Origin of the sequence: Methylovirgula sp. (genome assembly GCF_037200945.1) — a bacterium.
Lineage (GTDB): Bacteria > Pseudomonadota > Alphaproteobacteria > Rhizobiales > Beijerinckiaceae > Methylovirgula.
This window is the reverse complement of the sequence record NZ_JBBCGP010000001.1, coordinates 221,697-247,411: the sequence shown is the minus strand read 5'-3', so window position 1 is coordinate 247,411 and position 25,715 is coordinate 221,697. Positions and strand designations below refer to the sequence as shown.

At 61.5% G+C, this 25,715-nt stretch carries 30 protein-coding genes and 1 other RNA gene; 20 read left to right on the top strand and 11 right to left on the bottom strand.

Translation table 11 applies throughout. The annotated features are described in order from the left end of the window. The first annotated feature begins 79 nt into the window (after positions 1–79). The 3 genes from WDN02_RS01185 to WDN02_RS01175 all read left to right on the top strand — a co-directional run bounded on the left by WDN02_RS01185 (position 80) and on the right by WDN02_RS01175 (position 3,001). Positions 80–715, top strand: a complete 636-nt coding sequence (locus WDN02_RS01185) for a peroxiredoxin (RefSeq protein ID WP_337291765.1) — start codon at positions 80–82, stop codon at positions 713–715. 99 nt (positions 716–814) lie between these two features. Continuing rightward, complete coding sequence (gene cysK, locus WDN02_RS01180; protein WP_337291764.1) at positions 815–1,804, top strand: cysteine synthase A; 990 nt, start codon at positions 815–817, stop codon at positions 1,802–1,804. Between the two features lie 195 nt (positions 1,805–1,999). Further along, positions 2,000–3,001, top strand: a complete 1,002-nt coding sequence (locus WDN02_RS01175; RefSeq protein WP_337291763.1) for an adenosine kinase — start codon at positions 2,000–2,002, stop codon at positions 2,999–3,001. Here the strand turns inward: WDN02_RS01175 and coaA are convergent. The 7 genes from coaA to hisB form a co-directional block, all read right to left on the bottom strand. Next, positions 2,998–3,975, bottom strand: a complete 978-nt coding sequence (coaA, locus tag WDN02_RS01170) for a type I pantothenate kinase (RefSeq protein ID WP_337291762.1) — start codon at positions 3,973–3,975, stop codon at positions 2,998–3,000. The genes WDN02_RS01175 and coaA overlap by 4 nt on opposite strands. A gap of 86 nt (positions 3,976–4,061) precedes the next feature. After that, entirely contained in the window at positions 4,062–4,382 is a 321-nt protein-coding gene (locus WDN02_RS01165; RefSeq protein ID WP_337291761.1) for a phosphoribosyl-ATP diphosphatase, read from the bottom strand. Between the two features lie 7 nt (positions 4,383–4,389). Then, positions 4,390–5,175, bottom strand: a complete 786-nt coding sequence (gene hisF, locus WDN02_RS01160; protein ID WP_337291760.1) for an imidazole glycerol phosphate synthase subunit HisF — start codon at positions 5,173–5,175, stop codon at positions 4,390–4,392. Beyond that, a complete protein-coding gene (hisA, locus tag WDN02_RS01155; protein ID WP_337291759.1) occupies positions 5,168–5,920 on the bottom strand; it encodes a 1-(5-phosphoribosyl)-5-[(5-phosphoribosylamino)methylideneamino]imidazole-4-carboxamide isomerase in 753 nt (250 codons plus the stop codon). Before hisA ends, hisF begins: the two co-directional genes overlap by 8 nt. Continuing rightward, entirely contained in the window at positions 5,908–6,558 is a 651-nt protein-coding gene (gene hisH / locus WDN02_RS01150) for an imidazole glycerol phosphate synthase subunit HisH (RefSeq protein ID WP_337291758.1), read from the bottom strand. Before hisH ends, hisA begins: the two co-directional genes overlap by 13 nt. Further along, positions 6,555–7,061 carry a DUF2628 domain-containing protein gene (locus WDN02_RS01145; RefSeq protein WP_337291757.1) on the bottom strand — a complete coding sequence of 169 codons (507 nt, stop codon included), beginning with the start codon at positions 7,059–7,061 and terminating at the stop codon, positions 6,555–6,557. The genes hisH and WDN02_RS01145 overlap by 4 nt, the downstream gene beginning before the upstream one ends. 122 nt (positions 7,062–7,183) lie before the next feature. Further along, positions 7,184–7,777 (bottom strand): imidazoleglycerol-phosphate dehydratase HisB, encoded by a 594-nt coding sequence (gene hisB / locus WDN02_RS01140; protein WP_337291756.1) that lies wholly within the window; start codon positions 7,775–7,777, stop codon positions 7,184–7,186. A gap of 226 nt (positions 7,778–8,003) precedes the next feature. On the opposite strand from hisB, the gene hslV reads away from it, so the two are divergent. From hslV to WDN02_RS01115, 5 genes are all read left to right on the top strand, one after another. After that, a complete protein-coding gene (hslV, locus tag WDN02_RS01135) occupies positions 8,004–8,570 on the top strand; it encodes an ATP-dependent protease subunit HslV (protein ID WP_337291755.1) in 567 nt (188 codons plus the stop codon). Further along, positions 8,567–9,712, top strand: coding sequence for a hypothetical protein (locus WDN02_RS01130; protein ID WP_337291754.1), 1,146 nt, complete (start codon positions 8,567–8,569; stop codon positions 9,710–9,712). The genes hslV and WDN02_RS01130 overlap by 4 nt, the downstream gene beginning before the upstream one ends. Then, complete coding sequence (gene hslU, locus WDN02_RS01125) at positions 9,709–11,010, top strand: ATP-dependent protease ATPase subunit HslU (protein ID WP_337291753.1); 1,302 nt, start codon at positions 9,709–9,711, stop codon at positions 11,008–11,010. Before WDN02_RS01130 ends, hslU begins: the two co-directional genes overlap by 4 nt. 105 nt (positions 11,011–11,115) lie before the next feature. Beyond that, entirely contained in the window at positions 11,116–12,150 is a 1,035-nt protein-coding gene (trpS, locus tag WDN02_RS01120; RefSeq protein ID WP_337291752.1) for a tryptophan--tRNA ligase, read from the top strand. Positions 12,151–12,230: 80 nt separating this feature from the next. Next, the gene (locus WDN02_RS01115; RefSeq protein WP_337291751.1) at positions 12,231–13,310 is read left to right on the top strand and encodes an energy transducer TonB; all 1,080 of its coding nucleotides are present in this window, start codon (positions 12,231–12,233) and stop codon (positions 13,308–13,310) included. Between the two features lie 85 nt (positions 13,311–13,395). Here the strand turns inward: WDN02_RS01115 and WDN02_RS01110 are convergent, their stop codons facing one another. Further along, positions 13,396–14,235: an alpha/beta hydrolase gene (locus tag WDN02_RS01110; protein WP_337291750.1), complete on the bottom strand. Its 840-nt coding sequence runs from the start codon at positions 14,233–14,235 to the stop codon at positions 13,396–13,398. A 146-nt stretch (positions 14,236–14,381) separates the two neighbouring features. On the opposite strand from WDN02_RS01110, the gene WDN02_RS01105 reads away from it, so the two are divergent. The 11 genes from WDN02_RS01105 (at position 14,382) to WDN02_RS01055 (ending at position 21,416) form a co-directional block, all read left to right on the top strand. Continuing rightward, positions 14,382–15,593 (top strand): glycosyltransferase family 4 protein, encoded by a 1,212-nt coding sequence (locus WDN02_RS01105; RefSeq protein ID WP_337291749.1) that lies wholly within the window; start codon positions 14,382–14,384, stop codon positions 15,591–15,593. 213 nt (positions 15,594–15,806) lie between these two features. Further along, positions 15,807–16,334, top strand: coding sequence for a translation initiation factor IF-3 (gene infC / locus WDN02_RS01100; protein WP_337291748.1), 528 nt, complete (start codon positions 15,807–15,809; stop codon positions 16,332–16,334). A 185-nt stretch (positions 16,335–16,519) separates the two neighbouring features. Further along, positions 16,520–16,720 carry a 50S ribosomal protein L35 gene (rpmI, locus tag WDN02_RS01095; RefSeq protein ID WP_337291747.1) on the top strand — a complete coding sequence of 67 codons (201 nt, stop codon included), beginning with the start codon at positions 16,520–16,522 and terminating at the stop codon, positions 16,718–16,720. Positions 16,721–16,823: 103 nt separating this feature from the next. Further along, on the top strand, positions 16,824–17,189 hold the full coding sequence (gene rplT / locus WDN02_RS01090) for a 50S ribosomal protein L20 (protein WP_337291746.1): 366 nt from the start codon (positions 16,824–16,826) through the stop codon (positions 17,187–17,189). Between the two features lie 55 nt (positions 17,190–17,244). Then, positions 17,245–17,397: non-coding RNA, 6S RNA (gene ssrS, locus WDN02_RS01085), on the top strand. 33 nt (positions 17,398–17,430) lie between these two features. Next, positions 17,431–18,006 carry a 5-formyltetrahydrofolate cyclo-ligase gene (locus tag WDN02_RS01080; protein ID WP_337291745.1) on the top strand — a complete coding sequence of 192 codons (576 nt, stop codon included), beginning with the start codon at positions 17,431–17,433 and terminating at the stop codon, positions 18,004–18,006. Between the two features lie 21 nt (positions 18,007–18,027). Continuing rightward, positions 18,028–18,399, top strand: coding sequence for a DMT family protein (locus WDN02_RS01075; protein ID WP_337291744.1), 372 nt, complete (start codon positions 18,028–18,030; stop codon positions 18,397–18,399). A gap of 28 nt (positions 18,400–18,427) precedes the next feature. Then, entirely contained in the window at positions 18,428–19,252 is an 825-nt protein-coding gene (locus tag WDN02_RS01070; RefSeq protein WP_337291743.1) for a TIGR00282 family metallophosphoesterase, read from the top strand. Further along, positions 19,249–19,956, top strand: coding sequence for a phosphatase PAP2 family protein (locus tag WDN02_RS01065; protein ID WP_337291742.1), 708 nt, complete (start codon positions 19,249–19,251; stop codon positions 19,954–19,956). The genes WDN02_RS01070 and WDN02_RS01065 overlap by 4 nt, the downstream gene beginning before the upstream one ends. Next, positions 19,953–20,570: a cation transporter gene (locus WDN02_RS01060; RefSeq protein WP_337291741.1), complete on the top strand. Its 618-nt coding sequence runs from the start codon at positions 19,953–19,955 to the stop codon at positions 20,568–20,570. Before WDN02_RS01065 ends, WDN02_RS01060 begins: the two co-directional genes overlap by 4 nt. 99 nt (positions 20,571–20,669) lie before the next feature. Beyond that, on the top strand, positions 20,670–21,416 hold the full coding sequence (locus WDN02_RS01055) for a YebC/PmpR family DNA-binding transcriptional regulator (RefSeq protein ID WP_337291740.1): 747 nt from the start codon (positions 20,670–20,672) through the stop codon (positions 21,414–21,416). Here the strand turns inward: WDN02_RS01055 and WDN02_RS01050 are convergent. Both WDN02_RS01050 and WDN02_RS01045 read right to left on the bottom strand, forming a co-directional pair. Further along, positions 21,406–23,043: an ATP-binding protein gene (locus tag WDN02_RS01050; RefSeq protein WP_337291739.1), complete on the bottom strand. Its 1,638-nt coding sequence runs from the start codon at positions 23,041–23,043 to the stop codon at positions 21,406–21,408. The genes WDN02_RS01055 and WDN02_RS01050 overlap by 11 nt on opposite strands. A 106-nt stretch (positions 23,044–23,149) precedes the next feature. Continuing rightward, positions 23,150–23,566 (bottom strand): calcium-binding protein, encoded by a 417-nt coding sequence (locus WDN02_RS01045; RefSeq protein ID WP_337291738.1) that lies wholly within the window; start codon positions 23,564–23,566, stop codon positions 23,150–23,152. 471 nt (positions 23,567–24,037) lie between these two features. On the opposite strand from WDN02_RS01045, the gene WDN02_RS01040 reads away from it, so the two are divergent. Continuing rightward, positions 24,038–25,303 carry a hypothetical protein gene (locus WDN02_RS01040; protein WP_337291737.1) on the top strand — a complete coding sequence of 422 codons (1,266 nt, stop codon included), beginning with the start codon at positions 24,038–24,040 and terminating at the stop codon, positions 25,301–25,303. A gap of 7 nt (positions 25,304–25,310) precedes the next feature. Here the strand turns inward: WDN02_RS01040 and WDN02_RS01035 are convergent, their stop codons facing one another. Next, positions 25,311–25,694 (bottom strand): DUF779 domain-containing protein, encoded by a 384-nt coding sequence (locus WDN02_RS01035; RefSeq protein ID WP_337291736.1) that lies wholly within the window; start codon positions 25,692–25,694, stop codon positions 25,311–25,313. Positions 25,695–25,715: the final 21 nt, after the last annotated feature.

Genomic DNA, 25,715 nt, shown 5'->3' with positions numbered 1-25,715 from the left:
ATTGGTGTTATTTCTCGGCCGAGACAACCTAATCCGCCAGCCGGATGGGCGGCGGACAGCGTTTTTGGAGAAGTAGCTTATGGCCCTGCAGCTTGGCGACATCGCTCCTGACTTCGAGGCGGAGACGACCGAAGGCCCGATCAAGTTCCATGACTATATCGATGGCTCCTGGGCTGTTTTGTTCTCGCATCCGAAGAATTTCACGCCGATCTGCACGACTGAACTTGGCTATACGGCGAAACTGAAGCCTGAATTCGATAAGCGCGGCGTCAAGGTAATCGGCCTGAGCGTTGATCCTTTGAAGGACCACGCGAAATGGGCCGACGACATCAGAGAGACGCAGGGCTACGCTCTGAATTTCCCGCTGATCGCCGATCCCGAGCGTAAGGTCGCCAACATCTATGGGATGATTCATCCCAACGCGAGCGATACGCTCACCGTTCGCTCCGTCTTCGTGATCGGCCCGGACAAGAAGATCAAATTGAGTCTGACCTATCCGGCCAGCACCGGCCGCAACTTCGATGAAATCCTGCGGGTGATCGATTCGCTGCAACTGACCGCCAAGCATCAGGTTGCGACGCCCGTGAACTGGAAAGCTGGCGAGGATGTGATTATCGTTCCCGCAGTTTCCGACGAAGACGCGAAGAAGAAATATCCCGGCGGCTGGAAGGCTCCACGTCCCTATCTGAGGATTGTTCCGGCGCCGCAGACCTGAAATAGCGGCCGGTCCGCCGCAACAACGCGGATGTTCTCGCTTTCAGATGAATTTGATATCTGTTTCGGCAGCCCCGATGTTCGGGCAAGGAGTAAAACCATGGCGCAAGCCGCAGTGAAGGAAGCCGCGGGCGTAGCGCATACGCCGGGACGCGGCCGCATTTATGATTCGATCGTCGAGACCGTCGGCGACACGCCGCTCGTGCGTCTCGATAAGATTGCCAAGGAAAAAGGCATCAAGGCCAATCTTCTGGCGAAACTCGAATTCTTCAATCCGATCAGCAGCGTCAAGGACAGGATTGGCGTCGCGATGATCGCGGCCGCCGAGGCCGAAGGCAAGATTTCGCCGGAGCGCTCCGTCATTGTCGAGCCGACCTCCGGCAACACCGGCATCGCGCTCGCGTTCGTCGCCGCTGCGAAGGGCTATCGGCTGATCCTCGTCATGCCGGAATCGATGTCGATCGAGCGCCGCAAGATGCTCGCCCTGCTAGGGGCTGAACTCGTGCTGACGCCGGCGCCGCAAGGCATGAAAGGCGCGATCGCCAAGGCGCAGGAAATTTCCAACGCCACGCCCGGCGCCTTCACGCCGCAGCAATTCGAAAATCCCGCCAATCCGGACATTCATCGCCGCACGACGGCTGAGGAAATCTGGAATGACACACATGGCGAAGTTGACGTTTTCGTTTCCGCGGTCGGCACCGGCGGCACGCTCACCGGCGTTGCGGAAGTCCTGAAGGCCCGCAAACCCAGCGTGCGTATCGTCGCGGTCGAGCCCGAGGATTCCGCTGTGCTCTCGGGCGGCCAGCCCGGCCCGCACAAAATTCAGGGCATCGGTGCCGGGTTTGTGCCGCCGATCCTCGATCGCAAGCTGATCGATGAAGTCGTGACAGTCGGCAATCAGACATCGTTCGACACCGCGCGTCTCGTCGCGCGGCTGGAGGGCATTCCGGTCGGCATCTCGTCCGGCGCGGCGGTGGCCGCCGCCGTCGAAGTTGGGGCGCGCAGCGAATTCGCCGGCAAGAACATCGTCATCATCATTCCGTCCTTCGCCGAACGCTATCTTTCGACGGCTCTATTCGACGGGCTGTGAGGCTCAGATTTTCGCGTGAGACTCAAGCCGCGCTTGCCGCGGCTTGATCTTTCGGCGCGGCGATGCGAAACGCTCGCATCTAGAGCCCGGTCTGATGAATTAGACCGGGCTCTAGTTTTTGCTTTGACGCGTTTTCTTCACGCGAACCGGTTCCACTTCGCTTGAAAACGCTATCGCGAGAGTCTCATCCTTCCAATGACCGAACCCAGCCTCGATATTCTCGGCATCGGCAATGCCATCGTCGATGTCATCGCGCCCTGCGATGATTCTTTTCTTGCCGCGCACAGCCTCAACAAAGGCGGTATGACGTTGATCGATGAGGCGACGGCGGAAAAACTCTACGACGCGATGGGCCAGACCATCGTCGTCTCCGGCGGGTCAGCGGCCAATACGATCATCGGCGCGGCAGCGCTCGGCGCCCGCGCGGGCTTCATTGGCAAAGTGAAGCAGGATTCGCTCGGCCAGATGTTCGCGCACGACATCCGCGCCGCGAAAGTCGCCTTCGGGACGAAGTCCGCAACCGACGGCGCCGCCAGCGCCCGTTGCCTTATCTTGGTGACGCCCGACGGCCAGCGCACGATGAACACCTTCCTCGGCGCTTGCCAGGCCTTGAGCGAAGCCGATATCGATCCCGCCCAGGTCGCGGCGGCCCAGATTACCTATCTTGAAGGCTATCTCTGGGATCCACCGGCGGCAAAGACGGCCTTTGCGAAAGCCGCGGAGATCGCGCATGGCGCTGGGCGCAAAGTCGCGCTCAGCCTGTCGGATTCGTTTTGCGTCGATCGTTACCGCGACGAATTCCTGCATTTGATCCGCTCGCGCGCCATCGACATTCTCTTCGCCAATGAGAGCGAGTTGCATTCGCTCTATCAGACGGCGGACTTCAAGACCGCGGTGGCACAATTGCGCGAGGAAGACATTCTGGCGGCGGTAACGCGCAGCGAAAAGGGCGCTCTCGTCGTCACGCGGGAAGAGACGCAGTCGGTCAATGCATTTCCGATCGAAAATCTCGTCGATACGACCGGCGCCGGCGATCTTTTCGCGGCGGGCTTCCTTGTCGGTCTGTCGCGGGAGCAAACGCTCGCCGATTGCGCCCGGCTTGGCGCGCTCGCGGCGGCGGAAGTGATCCAGCATTATGGCGCCAGGCCGCAGGCCGATCTCAAAGTGCTCGCGACGGAGAACGGTTTGCTGGATTAAAGCTTCCTGAGTTCCACCGTCTGGATCGAATGGCTGGCGTCTTTGGTGAGCACGAGGCTGGCGCGGGCGCGCGTCGGCAGGATGTTTTCGTGCAGATTGCGCAGATTGATGCGCGTCCAGATATCGCGCGCCATCGCTTCCGCCTCGGCGTTCGTCTGATCGGCATATTTGCGGAAATATGACCGCGGATCGCGAAACGCGGTCTGCCGCAGCCGTTGGAAGCGCTCGACGTACCATTGCTCGAGAACATCTTCATCGGCGTCGAGATAGACGGAGAAATCGAAATAATCCGAGACGAAGGCCGTGCCGCGTCCGTCTTTCGGCGGCCGTCCCGGCTGCAAGACGTTGAGACCTTCGACGATCAAAATATCGGGCCGGTCAACCGTCACGAATTCGTCCGGCATGATGTCGTAGGTCAGATGCGAATAGACGGGGGCGTGGACATTGCTGGTGCCGGCCTTCACGTCAGACAAAAAGTTGAGCAGCGCCATCCCGTCGTAGCTTTCGGGAAAGCCCTTCTTGTCCATCAGGCCTTCCGCCGCGAGAACGGCGTTTGGGTAGAGGAAACCGTCGGTTGTAACGAGCTGAACCTTGGGCGTGTTCGGCCAGCGCGACAGAAGCGCCTGCATGACGCGCGCGAGCGTCGATTTGCCGGCGGCGACGGAGCCCGCGACGCCGATAATGTAAGGCACCTTGCCGCCGTCAGAGCCAAGAAAGCGCTGCGTCGCTTTATAAAGCCCCTGGGTCGCGGCGACATAAAGCGCCAGCAGGCGGGAGAGCGGCAGGTAGATTTCGATAACTTCTTCGAGCGAGAGCGGTTCGCTGAGCGAGCGCAGCCTGTTCAGGTCCTCGACCGTCAGCGTCAGCGGCGTATCGGCGCGCAACGAAGCCCACTCGCTTCGCGTGAAGCGGTGATAGGGGGAAAGAATTGCCGGCGGCTGCGTGACGCGCTCGTCCATAAATCTCCCGGCCATGCCGGGCCCCCGTGCGAGGCTTCGAGCATATTAGACGACAAATTATTTTTTTAAACCGGCCAAAAGGGCAATTGATTCGGCCTATTTCAGTCTTTCCGCGCGGCTTTTTCCTCGTGCCCCGATTGGCGGGTGCGACGTTCGAGCTCCGCCACAACGTCGTCCAGCGCTACGCCGCGCGTCTGCAGGACAACGAGCAGGTGGTAGAGCAGATCAGCGCTTTCATTGACGAGCGCCTTCGGCTCGCCCTCGACAGCGGCGATCACGGTCTCGACGGCTTCCTCACCAAGCTTTTTCGCCGCGCGGGCAGGGCCCGCCTGCAGCAGCGACTTGGTATAGGAGTCTTTTGCATCCGCATTCGCACGCTGGGCGATGATCGCGGCGAGGTCGGCGAGGGTGAACTGGCTCATTCTGTCCTCACGCCGCTGCGGCCACGTCGACGCCGTCGAGGCGAACCGCGACGCCGTGTTTCGCCATATAGCTTTTGGCTTCCGCGATGCTGAATTCGCCGAAATGGAAAATCGAGGCGGCAAGCGCCGCGCTGGCGCCCCCGTCGCGTATCCCTTCGACGAGATGGCTGAGCGCACCGACGCCGCCAGAGGCAATGACCGGCACATTCACAGCATCGACGACAGTGCGTGTCAGAGCGACATCGAAGCCGGATTTGGTGCCGTCGCGGTCCATCGAGGTGAGCAGGATTTCACCGGCGCCGAGGCTTACGACCTCGCGCGCATAATCGATCGCGTCGAGGCCGGTCGGCTTGCGGCCGCCATGCGTGAAGATTTCCCAGCGCCCCGGCGAAACTTGTTTTGCATCAATTGCGACGACGATGCACTGGCTGCCGAATTTCTCCGCGCCAGCGCGTACAAATTCGCGGTTCTGCACCGCGGCGGTATTGATCGCGACCTTATCGGCGCCGGCGAGCAGGAGGTTGCGGATATCCTCGACCGCGCGCACGCCGCCGCCGACGGTCAGCGGCATGAAGCAGGCTTCCGCTGTGCGCCGGACGACATCGAGCAGCGTGCCGCGGTTCTCGTGGCTTGCAGTGATGTCGAGGAAGCAGAGTTCGTCGGCGCCGGCCGCATCATAGGCGATGGCACAGGCGACAGGATCGCCCGCGTCACGCAGATCGACGAAATTGACGCCCTTGACGACGCGGCCGTCCTTCACATCGAGGCAGGGGATGAGGCGGGCTTTAAGCAAGGCTCTTCTCCGAGCCACGAACCAGCGCCAGCGCCTCTCGCGGATCGAGCCGCCCGTCATACAGCGCGCGGCCTGTAATCGCGCCTTCGAGCTTGGCGCAATCAGGCTCCAGCAAGCGTTCGACATCCGCCAGCGAGGCAAGGCCACCAGACGCGATGAGCGGGATCGAGATTGCATCGGCGAGCGCGAGCGTCGATTCCACGTTCAAACCCTTCAAGGCTCCATCACGCGAAATATCCGTATAGATGATCGCTGCGACACCGGCATCTTCGAAGCGGCGGCCGAGTTCGATCACATCCATTTCCGTCGCTTCCGCCCAACCCGCGACCGCGACCTTGCCGTCGCGCGCATCGATGCCGACAGCGATCTGGCCGGGGAAGCGGCGCGCCGCGTCCCGCACGAAATCCGGATCGCGCACGGCCGCCGTGCCGATGATGACGCGGGCAATGCCTTTGCTGAGCCAACCCTCGACCGTGCGCAGATCGCGGATGCCGCCGCCGAGCTGCACCGGCATTTTCACGCGGGCGAGAATGGAATCCACAGCGCTCGCATTCATAGGCTTGCCGGCAAAGGCACCGTCGAGATCGACGACATGCAGATAGATGAAGCCCTGCCGCTCGAAGGCCTCGGCCTGCGCCGCAGGGTCTTCGTTGAACACCGTCGCCTTGTCCATGTCGCCATAAAGCAGACGGACGCATTCGCCGTTCTTAAGATCGATTGCGGGAAACAGGATCACGGCTGCCACCGGAGGAAATTGGCGATCAAGGCGAGGCCCAGCTTCTGGCTTTTCTCAGGATGAAATTGCGTGCCGACAATATTGTCGCGCCCGACGATCGCGACGACAGGGCCGCCGTAATCGGTCGAAGCGACGATCTCGTCCTTCGGCACATTCGTAAAGGCAAACGAGTGGACGAAATAAGCGTGCAGCCCGTCCGGCCCGGTGGGAATATTGGCAAGTAGGGGATGCGCTTTTTCCGCCGCGAGCGTGTTCCAGCCCATGTGCGGGATTTTGAGGTTCGCATCAGACGGTTCGATCGCGGCGACATCGCCGCAGATCCAGCCGAGGCCGTCCGTAGTTTCGTATTCGAGGCCTCGCGTGGCCATCAATTGCATGCCGACGCAAATGCCGAGGAACGGCTGCCCGTCCTTGCGCACGCGTTCGTCGAGCGCCTCGATCATGCCGGGGACCGCGTCGAGCCCACGTCGGCAATCGGCGAAAGCGCCGACGCCCGGCAGGACGATATGGTCGGCGCGGCGCACATCCTCAGGATCGCCCGTGACTTTGATCTCAGCATTCAGGCCCGCTTCGCGCGCGGCGCGTTCAAACGCCTTGTGCGCCGAGTGCAGATTGCCGGAGCCATAATCGATGATCGCGACATTCATCGCGCATCCTCCGGATGCGGAAACAAGCCAACGACTTCATGAGGTGGTGGCGCGAACGCCGGTGCCGCATCGCTGATTTTCGGCGTTGGCACCGGTGGCGGAATCGCGCGCAAGGCGCGGCCGAAATAGCTGCGCTCGGCATCGCTGCGCCGAAGGCCGGCGGCAATATCGGTGAGGCGGAAGCCGCGCCGCGCGAGTTCCCAGCGCCGCAGGCTGTTGCCCTCAAGCCCGAGCAGAAATTCGAGCAGCAGTCCTATCCAGAAGATCGATCCACCGCTGAGCACCTTCGGTGCTTCGATCGTCAGCAGAAAATAGATCGCGAACCACGCGACCAGAGCGATCCAGAGTCTATTCCAGGCGAGCCAGAACGGCCCAAGGAAAAACGCCGCGTGCGAAAACCCCTCGCGGACGAAGACCGCGTCCGGCAAAGCCGCGTATTTCTCGGCGTCGGACTGGAGTGCCCGTCGGCCGAAATCGGGAACGTAAACCGTGTAGACGGCCATTTCCTCTGTGATTCCTATCCGTTGTCTCGCCGTCATTCCGCGCGAAGCGAACAGCGCAATTGTCTCTTTTCAATCGCAGCGGATTGATCCGAAAACCGCTTCGTTCTTTTCGGTCCGATGCTCTAGCCCGCCAGCGACCCTTTGGTCGAGGGGATTTCACGGCTACGGCGCGGGTCGATCGCGACTGCCGCCCGCAGCGCCCGCGCCAGCCCTTTGAAGGCGGACTCGGCGATATGGTGGTTATTCTCGCCATATAGGGTTTCGACGTGGAGATTCATCCCGGCGTTGGTCGCCAGCGCCTGAAAGAATTCGCGCACAAGCTCCGTATCGAACTCGCCGATCTTCTGACGCGAGAACGTTGTCTTGAAAACAAGGTATGGACGCCCGGAGAGATCGATCGCGACCCGCGTCAACGTCTCGTCCATCGGCTGGAGCGCCTCACCGAAGCGGATGATGCCGCGTGCGTCACCGAGCGCCTGACGGATCGCCTGGCCGAGCGCGATCCCGGTATCCTCGACCGTGTGGTGCTGGTCGATATGCAGATCGCCCTGCGCCGCAACATCGATATCGATCAGGGAATGGCGGGCCACCTGTTCGAGCATGTGGTCGAAAAAGCCCACGCCGGTCGAGATATTGGCATGGCCCGTCCCGTCGAGATCGACGCGGACTTCGAGGGCGGTTTCCTTGGTCTTCCGGGCAATCGCAGCTTTGCGCATGGGAAATTCGGGTCTTCTGTCCAGGGAATGCGGCGCCGGACAATAGAACATATTTAGGCAAAGAGAAAACCAAAGCCGCGCCGGCGAGGCGGAAGCCCCTGATATGCTTTATTTTTTGGCTTGAATGCGTGCCCGGCGTGCCGGCCGCGCCCTTGCCAGCCGCGCGGCAAATTCATAGATGGGTGCGAGCTTTGCCACGCGCCGCGCCAGCTTTTTGAAAGAGACGATGTCCGAACGATCTCCCCGCAATGAATCCTGGCACGGTACGACCATCATCATGGTGCGCAAGGGCGGCCAGACCGTCATCGGCGGCGATGGGCAAGTCACGATCGGCCAGACGATCATCAAGGGCAATGCCAAGAAGGTCCGCCGCCTCGCCAAGGGCGAGGTGATCGGCGGCTTCGCCGGCGCAACGGCTGACGCGTTCACCCTGTTCGAACGGCTTGAGGCCAAGCTCGAACAATATCCCGGCCAATTGGTGCGCGCCTGCGTCGAACTGGCCAAGGATTGGCGGACCGACCGTTATCTGCGCCGGCTCGAAGCCATGATGCTGGTCGCCGACAAGACGGCGGGTCTGGTTCTGACCGGCAATGGCGACGTGCTGGAGCCCGAGGCGACGCTGGACGGCAGCGTCATGGGCATTGGCTCGGGCGGCAATTATGCGCTTGCCGCCGGCCGCGCGCTGCTCTCGACGGAGACCGATGCAGAGACGATTGCCCGCCGGGCGCTCGATATTGCCGCCGACATCTGCGTCTATACCAATCGGAATGTCGTCATCGAGAGCCTGCCGTGATCTCTGAGACGGCGCTCGATCTTGCCGTTCAACGCGACGTGCTGAGCGCCGCGCAGGCGGAAGAATTGCGCACGCTCGCCCGCGCCGAGGCCGCCCGCGTCGCTCTGCCGCCGCCACCGCCGATGCCTCCGCCAATAACGGTATCAGTGGCCGCTGCAGCCCCCGACGCGAATGCCGTGGACGACGAGAGCCTGCGTTTCATCACAAGCTTCGCGGATATATTCGTGACGCTCGGTATCGCGCTGTTCTGTTGGGCGGCGGCGGACATCACAGCGCATTATGCCGGCGACACGGCGAAATGGGGCGTTGTCGCCGTGCTCGCATGGGGGCTGGCGGAATTCTTCACGCGGCGACGTCGCATGGCGTTGCCGAGCATCGTTCTGCTGCTGCTCTTTACCGTCGCCGTCTTCAAATTCGTTCTCGGGCTTGTGACGCCGGACGATGCCGGATCCTATCTCGTCCGCCGCTTCGAACATTTCGAGGGCTGGGCCAATATCGACGCGCGCTCCGCGCTGATCGCCGGATTGGCGACGGCGGCGTTCGCGGCGCTTCATTATTGGCGGTTCCGCGTTCCGATCACGATTGCCGCCGGTGCAGCCGCGCTCTGCATCGCATTCGTTGCGTCGGTCCATTGGATCGATCCGGCGCTCGAATTGAATATCTATAATGGTCTGCTGCTGCTTTGCGGGATCGGCGTTTTCGCGCTCGCCATGTATTTCGATATGTCCGACCCGACCCGGCAGACACGGCGCACGGATATCGCCTTTTGGCTGCATCTTCTCGCCGCGCCGCTGATCGTTCATCCGCTGATCGCTGCGTTCCGGCAGGGTGCGGTTCTGGATACGCAGACGTCACTGATTGTTCTTGGCATTTTCCTTGTCTTCGGCATCATCTCGCTGGTGATCGACCGGCGCGCCTTGCTTGTCTCCGGCCTCGCCTATGCGGGTATCGCGCTCAGCGCGCTGCTTCGCGAAACCGGGTTTGCCGGCATCGCCGGATTGACAAGCGCGACGCTGCTCGCCCTTGGCCTCTTCATCCTGCTGCTCAGCGCCGGCTGGCAGCCGCTGCGCAATGCGATCCTGCGGCTTCTCCCTTCGACCCTGACACAGCGCCTCCCTCATCCATGCACACGGCTCACATGACCGACTTTTCTCCCCGCGAAATCGTTTCCGAACTCGACCGCTTCATCGTCGGCCAGAAACAGGCAAAGCGTGCTGTCGCGATTGCTCTGCGCAATCGCTGGCGGCGGCTGCATCTCGAAGGCACGATGCGCGACGAGGTGATGCCTAAGAACATTTTGATGATCGGGCCGACCGGCTGCGGCAAGACGGAAATCTCGCGCCGACTGGCCAAGCTCGCCAATGCGCCTTTCCTCAAGGTCGAGGCGACGAAATTCACTGAAGTCGGTTATGTCGGCCGCGATGTCGAGCAGATCATCCGCGACCTGCTCGAAATCGCCATCGCACAGGTGAAACAGGGCAAGCGCAAGTCCCTGCAGGCGCGTGCCCATCTCGCCGCGGAAGAGCGGCTGCTCGACGCGCTCGTGGGCGCACACGCTTCGCCAGCGACGCGCGATTCCTTCCGCAAGAAATTGCGCGATGGCGAATTAGGCGAGAAGGAAGTCGAACTCGAACTTTCGCAGCCGTCGTCCAATATGCCGATGTTCGAACTGCCGAACATGCCGGGCGCCTCGATCGGCGCGATTTCGATCGGCGATATTTTCGGCAAAAGCAAACCATCGAAGCCGCGCCGCCTTTTGGTCAACGATGCTTTTGAGCCGCTCATCAACGAGGAGAGCGACAAGATGATGGATCAGGACCAGATCGTCCAGGACGCGATCCGCGAGGTCGAGAACAACGGCATCGTCTTCCTCGATGAGATCGACAAGATTTGCGCGCGGGAAGGGCGCGGCGGTGCCGATGTGTCGCGCGAGGGTGTGCAGCGCGATCTGCTGCCGCTGATCGAAGGCACGACCGTTTCGACCAAGCACGGCGCGGTCAAGACCGATCATGTGCTCTTCATCGCCTCGGGCGCGTTCCACATCGCCAAGCCTTCGGACCTTTTGCCGGAATTGCAGGGCCGCCTGCCGATCCGCGTCGAACTCTCGCCGCTCGACGAGGAGGATTTCCGCCGCATCCTGGTTGAGACCGAGGTGAGCCTCATCAAGCAATATGAGGCTTTGCTGAAGACGGAAGGTGTCGAGCTGGTTTTCACGCCGGACGGCGTCAATGCGATCGCCAAGATCGCCGTGCAGGTGAATTCGAGCGTCGAGAATATCGGCGCCCGGCGGCTGCAAACGGTGATGGAGCGGGTGCTCGACGAAGTCAGTTATTCGGCGCCGGACCGCTCCGGCGAGCGGATCGAGATCAACGGGGATTTTGTCGAGAAGAACATCGGCGATCTCGCCCGCAACAGCGATCTGAGCCGCTTTATTCTCTGAAATCCTCGGTTCCGAGGCCGAAATCCCGGCTTTGCTTTACCGGGCGCGGGGCGCTATCACCGGCGCCTCAAAGAACCAGACTGGCCCTCGCGGACCCCAAGAAACATGGCAAACTTCCCCGAACGCGTTTTCTCCGGTGTGCAGCCGACCGGCAATTTGCACCTCGGCAATTATCTCGGCGCGATCACCAAATTCGTCGCCCTGCAGAAAACGCATCAATGCCTCTATTGCGTGGTCGATCTGCACGCGATCACCTTGCCGCAGGACCCGGCTGAGCTGAAAGCCAGCATCCGCAAGGTTACGGCTGCCTATCTGGCCGCGGGCATCGACGCCAAGCAGCAGATCGTCTTCAACCAGAGCCAGGTCGCCGCGCATGCCGAACTCGCCTGGATTTTGAATTGCGTGGCCCGCCTCGGCTGGCTCAACCGCATGACCCAGTTCAAGGAGAAGGCCGGCAAGGATCGCGAGAACGTCTCAGTCGGGCTCTATGATTATCCGGTGCTGATGGCGGCCGATATTCTCGCCTATCAGGCGACGCATGTTCCGGTCGGCGAGGACCAGAAACAGCATTTGGAACTGGCGCGCGACATCGCGCAGAAGTTCAATCTCGATTTTGCCGAGTCGATTGCCGCGCATGGGCATAACGACGCGTTTTTTCCGCTGCCGGAGCCGCTGATCCAGGGTCCGGCAACCAGGGTGATGAGCCTGCGCGATGGCACCAAGAAGATGTCGAAGTCCGATCCGTCGGATTATTCGCGCATCAATCTCGACGACGATGCCGATCTGATCGCGCAGAAAGTTCGCAAGGCCAAGACCGACCCCGAGGCGCTGCCGAGCGAAACGGGCGGTCTCGCCGGGCGCCCGGAGCTCGACAATCTCGTCGGCATTTTCGCCGCCGTGAACGACGAGACCAAGGGGCAGGTGCTGCAGACCTTTGGCGGCGCGAATTTCTCGACGTTCAAATCGGCGCTGGTTGATCTGCTCGTCGCCAAGCTCGCCCCGATCGGTGCTGAAATGGCGCGCCTCTCCAAAGATGAAACGTTCATCGATGGCGTTCTTGCCGACGGCTCGGCGCGGGCGCGGGCGATTGCGGCGCCGGTTATCACCGCGGTCAAGGACATCGTCGGCTTCGTGCGCTAAACGGCGTACGGATAAGGGATTTTGTCCGGCTACGCTCTTGGGCTAGGCTTGACCGGGTAATATGATCCGAGAGTTGGGGCTTGGCCGAGAATTCGCGCGCCATATCCGAGCCCGTGCTGATCTCGTTTGGACAGCAAGGTGAAAGTTTCGATGCCGGACACCGGCTGGCCGATGGCGTGCCGGTGGGGCTGCGTCTCACCCAAAATCGCGCGCGCTTTCCGGCTTTTCTGGCAGGCAGTCTTGCCCTGCATCTCGCCGTGCTTGCGGCGCTGATCTGGACCGAACACGCCCCCCCGCTCAAGCCGAACACGCAACAGGAAATCCCAGTCGAACTGGTCACCGACCCTTCGAAAGACGCATCCAGCGCGACGAAAGGCAAAGCCAAGCCGCCTGGCGGCCCCGTCGAGGTCAAACCGGGGCCAGCGGGCAAACCCGTGCCGAAACCTGCCGCGCCATCCAAGCCCCAGGCCCCGAAACCTGAGGCTGCAAAACCTGCGGCCCCCAAACCGCCAGCGCCAGCAGCTAAACCTCCAGAATCTGCGCCCAAACCGCTGGCCCCCAAGCCACCGGAACCTAAGCCGGCATCGCCCCCAGCCGCGCAAAAGCTACCGCCGGCGCCGAAGCCAGTTGCACCGAAGCCGCCGCCACCTCCGGCTCCAGAGGCCGCAAAGCCGCCGCCACAACCTGCGCCCAAACCGCCGACACCCATACCTGTGCCCGTGACACCACCTGCGACGCCTCCCCAACCAACCACGCCCGCGGCTAAACCACCGCATGCACCGACAGGTCCGGTCGGAACGCCCGAAGGGCAGCCGCAAGGCCTGATGCAGGATAATTCCCGCGCCGTCGCCGTGCCGCAGCCGTCCGACGATGGCGATGACATTGTGAGCTATCAGACGCTCGTCTTCGGGATGCTGGAATTGAAAAAGGAATTTCCCGAAGACGCGAAACGGCGCGGCGTCTTTGGTACGGCGCAGATCTATTTCGAACTGAACGACGACGGCAGCGTAAAGAACGAGAAGTTGCTGAAATCGAGCGGTGATGCGGCGCTTGACGTCGAAAGCCTCGCGCTCGTGCAGCGCGCGGCGCCGTTTCCGAAGCCGCCGAATGGTGCGCAAAAAGTCTTTGCCGCAGACATCACCTTTCCGCCGCCGAAATAAGTTCCACGTCATTGCGAGCGAAGCGAAGCAATCCAGCCTGAATTTCTGGATTGCTTCGCCGCTTTCGCGCCTCGCAATGACGATACTATTCGAGCTTCAATTCTCCTTGCGGGGGAATTCCGGCGACGGAATCGATTGCTTGCGCGAGCAGCGTCAGGTCGGACGGGCGTGAGAAACGATGGTCGGCATCCTTGACCAAAGTCAGCACCACCGGATCGCCGGCGAGGTGTTCAACCAGCAGCGACGCATGGGTCCACGGGACATCGACATCCTTCATCCCTTGCAAAATGTGCACGGGGCAATGGGTGCGAATGGTCCCGCCAAGAACGAGATGCTTGCGGCCTTCCTCGATCAATTCGCGCGTGATCGGATAGGTCCAATCCGAATAAGACGACGGCAGGAAGCAGCGCCCTTTCTTTTCGATCTCCTCGCGCAAATCCGGCGGGAGATGATCCCAGATCAAGCGTTCGGTCATGTCGGCTGCCGGCGCGATGAGCACCAGGCCTGCGAGGCGCTTGGCATCGCCGCTCGCTGCCAGCGCCTGTGCACAGAGCAGCGCCAGCCAACCGCCCATCGAGGAGCCGACGAGGATTTGCGGTCCATCGCTTTCCGCGCGGATGATTGCTAGGGATTCTTCGAGCCACGCGCCGATTGTGCCGGTCTCGAATTCGCCGTCGGATTCGCCATGCCCGGAATAGTCGAAGCGCAGATAGGCGCGCCTGGCCTTCGCGGCATAATCATCCAGGAAACTCGCCTTGGTTGCGCGCATGTTCGACAGGAAGCCGCCGAGCCAGACGAGGCCGGGCAGGGCGGAATTGGCACCCGCGCGGCGCAGAAAGGCGATTCGGCGCGGCGCTGACGGGGTGCCGACCTCAAGGACCTGTGGACGAAGCCCGGCGGCATCGGTCTCGGTTTGGTTCTGCATCGCCTCTGCCTCTATCCTCGCGACATGAATCGCCCGCTTAGAACATCGGGCCGAAAAGTGCGATGCGGTTTTCGGATAAATCCGATGCAGTCTGGAAGAGCAACATCCGGAAGGACTCCGCAAGGACGGAGACCATGTCGAGCGTGATGACAGATCGCGTGAATACGGCGTGGTCGGGGCGTGGTCCGCATCCGCTGGCAGGCCGAACGATTCTGCAAATCGTGCCGCACCTCGATAGGGGGGGCGGTGGAAGCGCGACGATCGAGATTGCCGAGGCGCTCGCGAGTGTCGGCGCGCGGGCGGCGGTGGCCTGCGCGGGCGGCCGGCTCGTCCCTGAGCTGCAAGCCAAGGGCGGCGTCTGGCTGCCATTTCCGGCACAGACAAAAAACCCGCTGGCAATGGCGCTCAACCAGAGAAAACTGGCGGAACTCATCTGGCGCGAGGGCGTCGCGCTCGTCCATGCCCGTTCGCGCGCCCCAGCCTGGGTCGCCTATGGCGCGACACGGCGCACCCGCACGCCATTCGTCACGACATTTCTGGGCGTCGAGTCTGGCCTCGGTGCGTTCAAACGCAATTACAATGCGGTGATGGCAAAGGGCGACATCGTGATCGCCAATTCGGCGTTCACGGCCCGCCATATCGCCGAGCTTTATCCGGCCGCCGCGGCGCGAATCCGCATCGTCGAGCCCGGCATCGCGCTTAACCAGTTCAATCCGTCGATGGTCGATTCGGGCCGCGTGCTGAGCCTGCGGCGTGCATGGAACGTCACGACCGAGGAACGGATCGTGCTGCTGCCGGCACGGCTTTCGCCCCGCAAGGGACATCTCGTGCTCATCGAAGCGGCGCGACTGCTCACGGCGGCCGGGCTCATAGGGGTCAAATTCATCCTTGCGGGCGAGGAGCAAGGCCGCGGCGCCTATGTCAAAGAGATCGACGCGGCGATCGCCAAGGCGGGACTCGGCAGCCTCGTCGTGCGCACCGGCCATTGCGATGACATGCCGGCGGCCCTGCTCGCCGCGGCGGTGGTCGCGGTGCCGTCCACCGAGCCGGAGGCTTTGGGCCGGGTTGCGGCGGAGGCGCAGGCGATGGGAACGCCCGTCGTCGTTTCGGATATCGGCGCGCTGGGCGACATCATCGCGGCGCCACCGGACGTCGAGCTGGCCGCTCGCACCGGCTGGTGTGTGCCGCCGGGCGATGCACGCGCATTGGCCGCCGCCCTCTACGATGTTCTGACCTTGGGGGCGAGCGCCCGAGAGGGCTTGTCGCAGCGTGCCCGGTCCCGGGGCCTTGCCCGATTTTCGATCACACGGATGCAGGCCGAAACCCTGGCGGCCTATTCAGCATTGACGGGAGCCTGATTCGGCTGTGGCCAAATTGCCGTGTCATGGGCAGCGCGGCGGCATCGTTTTACTTGTTATTACGCGCGCCGCATTGACTTCGCGCCCTATTGCGCCGATTTTCACCTTGGGCCCGGTACGTTTGTGATGGTTGAGGCGCCGCAAAACTGCGGTTCTTGCCACAAGCGCCGGGTTCGATCATTAACATGAGGAGCTGACCCCATTCGCCGCCCAATGAAGAGCACCCAGGCCCCGCAGAAGGACGGGCCCCGCATTAACCGTGAAATTCGCGTCCGCGAAGTCCAGCTTATCGATGCCGAAGGTCAAAACCGCGGGATCGTCGAGATTTTGGAGGCGCAGAAATTAGCCGACGACGCAGGATTGGATCTCGTGGAGATCGTGCCGACGGCCAATCCGCCGGTCTGCAAAATTCTCGACTACGGCAAATTCCGCTTTCTTGAACAGAAGAAGGCCGCCGAGGCGCGTAAGAAGCAGAAGATCGTCGAGATCAAGGAGATCAAGCTGCGTCCGGGCATTGATGACCACGATTACGGGGTCAAGATGAAGTCGGTCATGCGTTTCTTCGAGGAAGGCGACAAGGTAAAGGTCACTTTGCGCTTCCGCGGCCGCGAGATGGCGCATCAGGAACTGGGTTACAGGCTGCTTGAGCGGGTTCGCAGCGAGACGCTGGCCTTCGCCAAGGTCGAGGCCGAGCCCTCGATGGAAGGCCGCCAGATGGTGATGGTCCTGGCGCCGAAATAGCCGCCTGCGGGTTGCCATTCGCGCCGCTTTGCGTTTATAAGCTCCGCTTCTCTGAACCGCCCGGCTGATAAGGGCTGCCGTGGCGGTTCATTCGCTCGTTCGGCAACGAACGGGAGCGGGATTTTCCTGCTCAAACAATAATTTGGCGGCTGCGCTCGGCGCATATCGCCTATGGAGACGAGCAAATGCCCAAGTTGAAGACGAAGTCCGGCGCCAAAAAGCGCTTCAAGCTGACCGGCACCGGCAAGGTGGTCTATGCCCATCGCGGCAAGCGCCACGGCATGATCAAGCGCACCAACAAGCAGATCCGCAATCTGCGCGGCACCAATGTGCTGTTCAAGAGCGACGGCGACAACGTGAAGAAGTACTTCCTGCCGAACGCCTAACGCATCATCTCGAAAAGTTGCAGACTTTTCGGACAAGATGATGTGCGGAAGACATTCGGCCTGTCGTCATAATCCTTGATTTCGTGAATTCCGGAGATGTTTCATGGCTCGCGTCAAACGCGGCGTCACCTCGCACGCCAAACATAAGAAGACCCTGAAGGCCGCCAAAGGTTTCTATGGCCGCCGTAAGAATACGATCCGCGCCGCCAAGGCCGCTGTCGATCGCTCGATGCAATATGCGACGCGCGACCGCAAAGTCCGCAAGCGCGAATTCCGCGCTTTGTGGATTCAGCGCCTCAACGCCGCGGTGCGTGAGTTCGGCCTGACCTATTCGCGCTTCATCAACGGCCTGTCGCTGGCTGGCATCGAGATGGACCGGAAGGTTCTGTCGGAGCTTGCGATCACCGAGCCGGTGGCGTTCAAGGCGATCGTCGAAGCCGTCAAGGCCGCGCTGCCGGCGCAGGCCTGATCCACGCTTAAATTTGCCTCTGGTATTCAGCCTCCGCCGGTCCTAGATTGGTTTGGCGGAGCTGCGGGGTGCGTGAGGATCTAATTCCCCGGGGCCTTATCGATCTCGACGGGAGCTGTCCCTGTCTTAGCCCGTGGGCTAGGGTACACGGCGCCCACCTACTTTGTAGGTACCCGGGATCGAATCCCACGGCCATCGTGGCCCCGCGCTTTTCCCAATCTCGAATGTCCTAAAGTCTGCCTTGACCGACGCGTCCTCCAAAGCTGCGCTGCGCGCCGAGGCTCTCGCGCGGCGGAGCCGGGTGACGGAGGCCGAGGCCAAGGCCTTCGCCGTGCATCTGGGCGAGGCCGGCGGCGCGTTCGCGGCTGACCGCGGCGCCAAGATCGCGTCCGTCTTCTGGGCCATCAACGACGAAGTCGCGACCCTGCCGCTTCTCGAAGGTCTCGCGGCGCTGGGGATCACCATCGCTTTGCCGGTGATGCGCGGCTTCGGCAAGCCGCTTGAGTTTCGTGCATGGGCGCCGGGCGCCGCTTTGAACGAGGCCAAATGGGGCATCATGGAGCCGCCGGAAGCGCCGGAAGTCTTCCCCGATCTCGTCTTCGTCCCGCTGGCCGCATTTGACCGCGCCGGAAACCGGCTCGGCTATGGCGCCGGCTTTTACGATCGGACGTTGGCGCGACTGCGGGCAAAGCAACAGATTGCCGCCGTCGGCGTTGGCTATGCCATGCAAGAGTTCCCGACGATCCCGACCGAAGCGACCGATGAAAAGCTTGATTACGTACTGACGGATCGCGAGTGGATCGTCTGCGGTTCCTAGCCGTCGAACGAAAGGCCCTTCATGCTGAGCATCCCGCCGCGTCTGCTGCCGATCCTGTTGCTGATCTGCTCCAATATCTTCATGACCTTCGCCTGGTATGGACATCTCAAATTCAAGGACAAGCCGCTCTGGCTCGTCATCATCCTGAGCTGGATGATCGCGCTGGCCGAATATTGCTTCGCCGTGCCCGCCAACCGCTACGGCAGTGCGGTTTACGACGGCGCCGAATTGAAGGCGATGCAGGAAGTCATCACGCTCGCAGTTTTTGCGGTCTTCTCGGTGCTCTATCTCGATCAGCGCTTGACGCTCAATCATCTGATCGGCTTCGCCTTCATTGCGCTCGGCGCGTTCTTCGTCTTCAAAGGCCCGTTCGACGGCTGGCGTTTCGGCTAATATGTTTCCGCCAGAGCAGGATTTCTGAATGCGGCTTCTTTTTATAGGCGATGTCGTCGGCCGGGCCGGCCGACTTGCCCTGACCGAAACTCTGCCCGGCCTGCGCCGGGACTGGTCGCTCGATTGCGTCATCGTAAATGGCGAGAACGCGGCGGGCGGGTTCGGGATCACCGAGGCAATCCTCGGCGATTTTCTCGCGGCCGGCGCCGATTGCGTGACGCTCGGCAATCATTCTTTCGATCAGCGCGAGGCGTTGAGCTTCATCGCGCATCAGCCGCGCCTGATCCGCCCGGCGAACTTTCCGCCCGGGACGCCCGGCGCTGGCGCGACGCTCATTGAGACAAAGGCAGGCGCACGCGTCCTCGTGGTCAATCTTATGGGCCGCCTTTTCATGGATGCGCTCGACGATCCATTCGCGGTGGGCGCGCGCGAGATCGCAGCCTGTCCGCTCGGCGAGGCGTGCGATGCGGCGATCGTCGATTTTCACGCCGAGGCCACAAGCGAAAAGCAGGCCTTCGCGCATCTCATGGACGGCCGCGTCTCACTCGTCGTCGGCACTCATACGCATGTGCCGACAGCCGATCATCAAATTCTGCCGCAAGGCACGGCCTACCAGACCGATGCGGGCATGACCGGCGATTACGACTCGGTCATCGGAATGGAAAAGGAAGAGCCTGTGCGCCGGTTCATCACTAAAGTGCCGGGCAACAGGCTGGAGCCCGCGGCCGGCGCGGCGACGCTTTGCGGCCTTGCTGTCGAGACAAATACATACGGCCATGCAATCAAGGTTGCGCCGGTGCGCGTTGGTGGCCGGTTGTCGCAGGCACGTCCGGATTTTTGGGAGACGAAATGAGACGTCAATTTCTTGCAGCCACTTTCGTTTGCGCGATGTTCGCAGGGGCGGCGCGTGCCGAACAGGCGGTCATCGTGCCATCCGTGCATGATTTCGCTGCCATGCTGCCATCGCCGCCGACGCCCGGCAGCGTATTCGAAAAAGACGAGCTCGTGATTCTGATGAACATCCAGAATCATCGCAGCCCGAGCGATATTGCGCGTGCGCAGGCTGATGCCGCGAATCGGAATATCTTTCTCTTCGCGTCCATCTTTGGCGCGAAATTCAATGCCAAGGATTTGCCGGCGACTGCTGCGCTGTCGAATCTCGTCGAAGCGGACGAAAAGGCGGATATCGAGCCGGTCAAAAAACTGGTTCCGCGCTTACGCCCCTTCGCAGTCGACAAAGATTTGCATCCCGTCTGCCCGGTCAAAAAGACCGATGATTCCTATCCGAGCGGCCATACGATGAGCGGCTATCTCGAGGCTCTGACTTTGGCTTCAATCCTGCCGCAGGAAAAAGACGCGATCCTCGCGCGCGCGAGCGATTATGCCGAGAACCGACTCGTCTGCGGCGTACATCATCCAAGCGATCTTGCTGCCGGAAAGCTGCTTGCCTATGCCTTGTTTCCGATCCTCATTGAAGACCCGCATTTTCAAGCCGCGCGCGGTGCGGCGCAAGAAGAATTGCGCAAGGCTCTAAACCTCCAGTCTGCGGCCAAATGAGCGAGACAGGTCCCAGCGCGAGTCTGCGGCTGCAACCGACGTTGCGGCTTGTCATCGCGCTGAACCTTGTTTTCTTCATCGTCGAATTCATCGTCGCAGCGAAAATAGGTGCCGTCTCGCTCTTCGCAGACAGCGTCGATTTTCTCGAAGATACCGCGATGAGTCTGCTGGTGCTCGCCGCCATGCGGCTCTCGCCGCTGACGCGGGCGCGGATAGGCTTCGCGCTTGCCGGCGTGCTGCTGCTGCCGGTGCTCGCTTTCCTTGTAACGCTTGGGCACAAATTTTTTGTGGACGTGCCGCAAGCGCCCGAGCCGGCGCCCTTTGCATTGACCGGGCTCGCCGCGCTTGCCGTCAACGGGAGTTGCGCGCTGCTGCTGGCGCGCGTGCGCAATGCTGCGGGCAGCCTGACACGAGCGGCCTTTTTGTCGGCCCGGAACGACATGGTCGCCAATATCGCCATCGTGGTGGCGGCAGGCGTCACGGCGCTGCGGCCGAGCATCTGGCCGGATATCGTCGTCGGCCTGGGCATCGCCGTGCTCAATGCCGATGCGGCCAAGGAAATCTGGCAGACGGCCCGGCGGGAGCACGGCGCGGCGCTGGCGGACGACGACTAGCGCCTCTTCCTTTATTTTCGGCCGAAGGCGGCTTATAGACCGCCGAAACGGCCGTTCGGCCGTAGCGAAACCCGGATTTAGGCAGGACTTGAGGGCCGCATGGCAGGGCATAGTCAGTTCAAGAATATCATGCACAAGAAGGGCAAGCAGGACGCAATCCGCTCCAAGCTCTTCTCGAAGCTCGCGCGCGAAATCACTGTCGCCGCCAAGCTCGGCCTGCCGGATCCCGCGATGAATGCCCGGCTTCGTGCGGCCGTGATCGAGGCCCGCGCGGAAAACATGCCGAAGGACAATATCGAACGGGCCATCAAAAAGGCCTCCGCCGCTGACGCCGAGAACTATGACGAAGTGCGTTACGAGGGCTATGCGCCGGGTGGCATCGCCGTCATCGTTGAGGCACTGACCGACAACCGCAATCGCACGGCGGGCGAAGTCCGCTCCTATTTCAGCAAGGCGGGGGGCTCTCTGGCGGAAACCGGCGCGGTCTCCTTCATGTTCGATCATGTGGGCGTGGTCGAATTTCCGAAGAAGGTTGCATCCGAAGACGCGATGCTCGAAGCTGCTATCGATGCTGGCGCCGAAGATGTCGTCACGACCGAAGAAAATCATCAGGTCACGACGACGCTTGAGGCGATGCGCGATGTCGCGCAAAACCTCGAAACGAAGTTCGGCGAGCCGAGCAAAGTCGGCTTCATCTGGAAACCGCAGACTATGATCGCGGTCGATGATGAAACCGGCGAGAAAATTCTCCGCCTCATCGATTCTCTTGAAGACAATGATGATGTGCAGAACGTCTACGCGAACTTCGAGATTTCCGACGCGCTGATGGCCAAGCTCAGCGGCTGATTTTGCGCGGCGTCGTCAGCGCCGCGTCGAGCGCGACGAAATCGACGGGCTTTGTCAGAAACGCATCGACCCCGGCGGCGAGCGCAACGCGCTTGGTTTCCGCGAATGCGTCGGCCGATACGGCAATAAGCCGGGTGGGTGTCGCGAGGGCCGCAGCTTCGAGATGGCGAATCTCGCGCGCTAGCGTAAGGCCGTCGAGGCCGGGCATGCGCAGATCGAGGATGATAGCCTCGAATGGTGTCGCGGCGAGCGCATCTTGCACGCAGGCTAACGCGGCCAGTCCATCGCTGACGCGCGAGAGAGTCGCGCCGCATTTTTCCAGGTGCTTCTGCAGGATCAAGGCATTGATGTCATTGTCTTCGGCAAGCAGGATTCGAGAGCCGGACAAATCGGCGGGCGTCGGACTTTCCTGTGGCGGCGCGCTGTGCGGCGCGTCCGTGCCAATCCGCGCCAGAAGCGAGCGCAGGCGCAGCGGCTTGACGAGCCATCCATCGAATACGCGCATCGCCTGCGGCCCGAATCCGCGGCGCTCGGCCGCGGTGAACAGCACGAGTTTCTGCGCGATGCCCGCAGCATCCGCCGCGGTCTGAAGTTGTGCGATCGCCTCGCTGCCAAGCACGCAATCGATGATGAGCGTGTCCGGCGGCATTTCGGCAAGAACAGCCTGATCGATAGCGGCAAGGCCAGATTTCAATGTCGGCGCGCGCAGGGCTTCAGCGCCAAGCTCGACCAGTTTCTCGACGAGATAAGGGGCCTCGAATGGGGACGGTGAGACAACGAGAAGCCGACGCTCAATTCGAGTTGATGCTGGCGGCCCATTTACGGCTGCGAGCGGCAATGTCAGCGCAAAGGTTGCGCCATGCGCCAATGTGGTCTCGAGTTCGAGCTTGCCACCCATGCGCTCGGCAAGACGCCGCGAGATCGATAGCCCGAGGCCGGCGCCGCTGGCTTCGGGTGGCGTGGTCTGCGTGAATTCTTCGAAGATGAGTTCGGCATCCTCCGCGGCGATGCCAGGGCCGGTGTCGGTGACGGCGAATTTAATGGAATCGTGAGCGCAGGTTACGCGCAGGCCAAGGCCGCCGTGTTCGGTGAATTTGACGGCATTGCCGGCGAGATTGAGCAGAACCTGGCGCAAGCGCGCTGCATCGCCGATGACAGTGGCAGGCACGTCGGCGCCCATGAAGCTTGCGATGTCGAGACCTTTAGCATGCGCGCGCGGCGCAAGAATCTCAATCACGCCTTCGACGAGCAGCGCGATATCAAATGGCGCTTCATTGAGCGTGATCTTGCCGGCTTCGAGTTTTGAGAGGTCGAGGATTTCGTTGACGAGTGCCACGAGGCTTTTGCCCGAACTCCGGATGGCCTCGATATAAGCGCGCTGCTCAGGCTCAAGCTCGGTTGCCGCCAGAAGATCGGCGAAGCCCATAATGCCGTTGAGAGGGGTGCGGATTTCGTGGCTCATTGTTGCGAGCAGGCGCGATTTCGCTTCGCTCGCGGCCTCGGCGCGGTCGCGCGCGTCTTCCGCCTCCTTACGCGCAAAGGCCCCATCCGTCGTATCGTGCTCGACGGCAGACGCTGCGGGGCTTGGCGTGGACTCAGACGCGGATGATAAAAAGGCTTCGCGCATACATTATTGTAGTGCGCGAAGCCTTGCGATTGTGTTGCGCCGAAAGAGCGCTTTTGCTGCGAAGTCCTAAGCGGCAAGCGGAACCAATGCCGCTTGAACCGTCAGCTTAACGGATCACGCGATCGAGTTCGATTCCAGCGGTCGAATGCAATTCTTTCGAATCGATTGTGGCGTCGCCATCGGGATTGGCGGCTTTGAACAGGGCCACGGCCAAGGCGATATATTCGTCTTTGCTCAGGGTCTTGTCCTTGTCAGGATCGGCCGCGATGAAGTTCTTCTTGCTGACGTGATGGGCCGCTTCCTTCAGGTCCAGCGTGCCGTCCTTATCCTTGTCGAGCTTATCGAATTCCAACGCAGCGGCGGCTTTCACCTCGTTGAGATCGAGCGTGCCGTCCTTGTCGGTGTCGGCGGCGGTGAGCGCCGTCGCAGCCGAAGCTTGAGTTAAGGCTGGGACCGCCAACGGGGCGACGACAAGGCTGAGGGCGCCGACCAGCATTGCAATGTGACGAACGGGTTGGGACATGTCTTCAACCTCCATGAATTATTGTGCAGTGCAAGAATGACGGGAACATATAGAAAAAGATGGGTATCGAGCAACCTGAAACGAGTACCAACAGTTCCCGAATTCCCGCATTGATCGAGAAAGTGCGGGCAATCTGGAATTTTTCCCGATGGATATCGCGTTGCGAGAAGATCAGCGTCTCAAGCCGCGCGCAATTCCGTTCTGGTCTTACAGGAATTTTTGGATCGTATCCGCGCGTCGGATCGCGGCCTTCCGAACTGATCCTTGCTTCATTTGAGTTTGCTATTTTATCCACAGCACTACTATCGTGTTTGCTTTGTCAAGGTTATAACCCCCGGATAACGGCAAGAACAATTCAAGAACACGAGCGATAGGCCCCGAGGCCGTGCTAGCGTCGCATTGCCGGGACGGGACGTCGGCGCTAATCGACAGTCTTCGTTTTGCCCAAGCTGGCATGTTGTTCAGGATGTCATGATGGTTGCCGCCTCGAGACCTTTTGCGGACCCCGCTGCCGCGGCGGCGCAGCTTCTCTTCGATCTGGCGCTCATCCTGCTGATGATTCTGACGCCGGTCGCGGAGGTTTTCTTCCATGGGCCGCTTTATGTCCTGTTGCCGGTCGGCGCCTGCATCCTGATTGTTGCAGGTCGCGTTGCCCAGGCGCGCGAAGATCGACCGAATTTTCGCAGGCTTCTGCGCTCGCCGATCACGTGGGCGGCCGTATTCCTATTTTTCTGGGCGGGCCTGTCGATCATCTGGACCCCGTTTCCCGATGAGGCCGCGACGCGTTTCTTCAAAGCACTCGGTACCGCGGTAGTGGTTTTCCTGGCGATCATCTCGCTGCCGTCGAAAACACGGGCGACAAATCTCTATTTGCTCCCCATCGGCCTCGTGATCGCTGCCTGTGCGGCGATCATATTCACCTTCTTCGAGCCGCAGATATTCTGGCAGGGCGAACACCCTGACGCGACATTGGCGCAGCGCAGCGTGATGTCGCTGATGGTTTTGCTGTGGCCGGCACTTGGTGCATTGGCGCTGCGGGAAAAATGGCTTCTCGCGATTGCGCTGGCGGCAATCGTCACGACGGCGGCGCTCGCGACTTTCATCCAGGTTGCGCTCGTGGGTTTGGCTTTGGCCGCCGTGGTTTATGCGATTGCGGTCAGCGAAGCGCAAAAAGTCGGGCAAATCCTCGGCTTCGGGCTTGCCGCCTTGATGCTGCTTGCGCCGGTCGCGGCGCTGGCGACATTTGCTATTACGAATCTCGCACATATGGCCCAGGGCGGCCCCGGTTTTGTCTTTGCTGAACTTCTCCTGCGGCAATGGCCGCGGTTCATCACCGGGCATGGCCTCGGTTTCGTGACATCCGCCATCGACACCGGCGTGCTTCCGCCGGATGCTCCGCGCAGCATCCTCTTTGAAATCTGGTACGAACTCGGCTTGCTTGGCGCGCTCGCGTTTGCTGTTCTCGCCGTCTGCGTTTTCAACGCCGCCGCCCGCATGCCTGATTACATCGCGCCCGCCTTGCTCGCCGGCCTCGTTGCCGGGCTCGTGATCGCCGTCTGGGGCGCGGAAACGACGCAGGTCTGGTGGATATCCCTGAATGGCCTCGACGCCATTGCGCTCGCGCTGATGTGCAAGGCGCTACCGCGTGCCACCCGGCCGCCGGTGAGGCTCGCGGAGCCCGGTTCTTATGCGCCAGAGGCCGACGCGGATTTTGAAGATCGCAATTTTGCCGATTAGCGCACGCCTAGTGGCGTGTGTCTTCGCCGCTTTCGACGGGTGACAGCTGCGTCAGCTCTTCGTCCGTAAAGAGGCGGCTACGGGTAAGGAAGCGGACGTTCTCGGGCGATTCCAGCGAGAAGCCTGAGCCGCGGCCGGGCACGACGTCGATCGTCAGATGCGTGTGCTGCCAATATTCGAATTGCGATTCGCTCATGTAGAAGGGCGCATCGCCGATGCTGCCAAGTTTCACATCGCTTTTGCCGACGCGAAAATCGCCGCGCGGATAGCACATCGGCGCCGAGCCGTCGCAGCAGCCGCCCGATTGATGAAACATCAACGGCCCGTGGGCATTCTTGAGTTTGGCGATGAGGGCAAGAGCCTCAGGTGTAGCATCGACACGTTCAGTCAAAGCTGTTCCCCTTTCCGGATG